Origin of the sequence: Trinickia sp., from assembly GCF_036503415.1 — a bacterium.
Lineage (GTDB): Bacteria > Pseudomonadota > Gammaproteobacteria > Burkholderiales > Burkholderiaceae > Trinickia.
This window is the reverse complement of record NZ_DASXWY010000029.1, coordinates 1-2466: the sequence shown is the minus strand read 5'-3', so window position 1 is coordinate 2466 and position 2466 is coordinate 1. Positions and strand designations below refer to the sequence as shown.

At 62.2% G+C, this 2466-nt stretch carries 2 protein-coding genes and 1 pseudogene; 1 reads left to right on the top strand and 2 read right to left on the bottom strand.

The window, feature by feature from the left end; genetic code table 11:
* A partial coding sequence (locus tag VGL01_RS04525; protein WP_414720174.1) for a DUF1016 N-terminal domain-containing protein occupies positions 1–327 on the bottom strand: 327 nt, incomplete at its 3' end.
* Between the two features lie 144 nt (positions 328–471).
* Between VGL01_RS04525 and VGL01_RS26105 the strand changes: the two are divergent.
* Positions 472–612 (top strand): annotated as a pseudogene (locus VGL01_RS26105) (SEC-C metal-binding domain-containing protein); the annotation flags it as partial.
* A gap of 111 nt (positions 613–723) precedes the next feature.
* On the opposite strand, the gene VGL01_RS04520 reads toward VGL01_RS26105, so the two are convergent.
* The coding region (locus tag VGL01_RS04520) for a ShlB/FhaC/HecB family hemolysin secretion/activation protein (protein WP_331567512.1) at positions 724–2466 on the bottom strand (1743 nt) is incomplete at its 5' end.

Below are 2466 nucleotides of genomic sequence, written 5' to 3'. Positions count from 1 at the left end.
AAACGCCTGCGCGACGACGTCAGGTTCGAGTAGCCAGTTGTCATCGCCACCCATACCCGATCGTCTACTCGAAATTGCAGCCAAGGGCTGCCCAATCGGGGGCGACATTGATTTTGCAGACACCGTCTGCAAAATCTGCGCCGAGGGCCACGCAAGGTAGAGCGCACGCATCTGAACAAGATTGCGCCAGCCGAAGCCGCGGCCGAAACGCTGTGACAAGTCGGCGCCTAGCCGCCGGATCAGCGTTTCACCATAAGCAGCGCGCCCCTCGCCGCCCTGCTCGAACTCCACGATCCGCCGGCCGATCTCCCAGTAGCCTGCGGTCATGAACGCGTTGACACTTCGGGCAACGGTTGCGCGGGTCGAGGCAGCTCGAAACTTAACTTTGAAGGCGTCACGATTGCGGCGCTGGTAGCGCCTTTACGCCGGTTCGGCGTCACGTTGGACTTCCCGTGGGAAACTTCTTATGGAATGGAGCGGCTTACAGCTGATGTGAAGCCGGCATCTAAAGTACGTGATGCTTTGACACAATATTCACGTAAAGTCAGTCGTCGGAAACTCGGTCGGAACGACTCGTGCCACTGCGGCAGTGGGCGCAAGTACAAGAAGTGCGGCTTGAGCCAAGATCAGTGCATGATAAATAGAGCGGGGGGCCGCTGTAGCAGCTACAGCAACGACGCAACGACGGTACCAGGAGTGAGACGAGCCGCGTCTGTCGGGCGACTAGAAGGCCCAGCCGATCTGTACCCATCCACGCATCGGGCTGTCCGGCTCGGCCTGGGCATGCTGAGCGCCGCGAAACGCCAGAGCAATGCTCCAGGTGAAGGTGCCGCGGCTGCCGTGGATGCCTGCGCCATATCCCCGCAGTACCCGCGAATTCGCGCTATCGAGGTAGGGATGCTTGTTGATCGTCACCCCGCCGAGGTCGTAAAACACGCTGGGAATCAACATGGGGCTGATCTTGTACGAAAGCTCCGCGGATGCGAGCCAGCCTTCGTCACCAGTGCCTTCCCCGGCCGGATAGGCACGTACGCCGCCGGGTCCGCCCAGCGTGAACTTCTGGTACGAATCGAGGTTGCGTGAGGCGAGTTGCCCGCGCGCACTGAGGAGTAGGCTCCAGCGGTTGCTCAACTGCTGATTGCGCTGCAGATCGAGGTTGAGCGTACCGTATCGTCCTGTGGACTGAGCGCCCGCGGCGTCGATCGCCGCTGCAGGCTGCGACAGGACCGTCAGCGTACCGGTGCCGAGGCGCAGCGCAGCCTGTGTGTTCGCGCCCGCTATCAATTCGTCTTTGCCGCTGAACAGCAGGTTGATGCTTTGGTGAAACGCGTGTTTATGTGTGTCGCTCGACGTCGCGCCGACTTCGTCGAACAAGTCGCGGTATTCCGATGTGAATTGCCCGATGACATTGACCGGGACGCTCCGCACGACCGCATAGGCCAGGTTCCACTGGACGATGTCCGCGCGGCCGCGGGCACCGAGCGCGGCGAAGTCAGACCCGAGCAGATACTGAGTGTGCGTGAGGCTCATACCGGTGCTCAAGCCGGCGTTGGCCACGGGCATCTGCCCTGCGAGCCGTCCATAGTAAAGGTTCGAGTTGCTCGCAAGGAAATGGGCGGTGAACTGCTCGCCATAGCCGAGGGGGCTGTTCAGGCTCAGAGAGCCGCCGATGCGGGCCTTACCCGTGTAGCGTGAACCGTAGTTGTCCGCGCTCAGCTCGCCGCTGACGAGCGGCGTCGCCGCGTTGCGGACGTCCAACACGGTTTGCCCAGGCTGCGCGCCGGCCGTAAGGTTTGCAGTAAGTCGCGCACCGCTCAAGTCCGATAGCAGCAGCAATGCCCGGTCGACTTCCGGCTGATTTAACGGGGCGCCGCGTTCAATCGCTGCAAGATGCGCGTCGATTACGCTCGAACGCAGGCGGCTGTGCGGATCGTTCACGACGTGTACGCTCGACAGCGTTCCTTCCTCGACGCGGATTTCGACGTCGCCGTTCTTGATCGATTGAGCCGGCACGTACGCGTGCGCCAGTAGCCATCCGTGATCGCGATAGAAATGCGTAATACGTGCGGCGCCTCGCACGAGATCTGCGAGCGTGCGCTCGCCGTCGTTCAGGCCGAAAACGAGCGCTTCAAGAACGCGCGGCGAATAGAGATGCGCACCCGTCACTCGAACGCGACGCACGGAAATGCGTGTTCCGTCTTGCGGCAACGCATCGGTGTCGGTGTCTTTCGGCAGAGCGAGCGACCTGTCTTTCGAGGGGGCAGGTAGCGCTTCGATCGGTGCGACGTCGCGTGCGACGCCGCCGGCGTCAGGCCGAACCTGAGCTAACGCGGCGTGTGATGCGAAGGTGACGAGCAGGCCCGGTATGGCAACTCCCAAGCCTGCGCGCGCGAATCCGGCGCGGCGTTTTATCTTGCGCAATGACATGATGCTGCGGTTCACTCCGATGCTGCCGCGCGAGTGCCA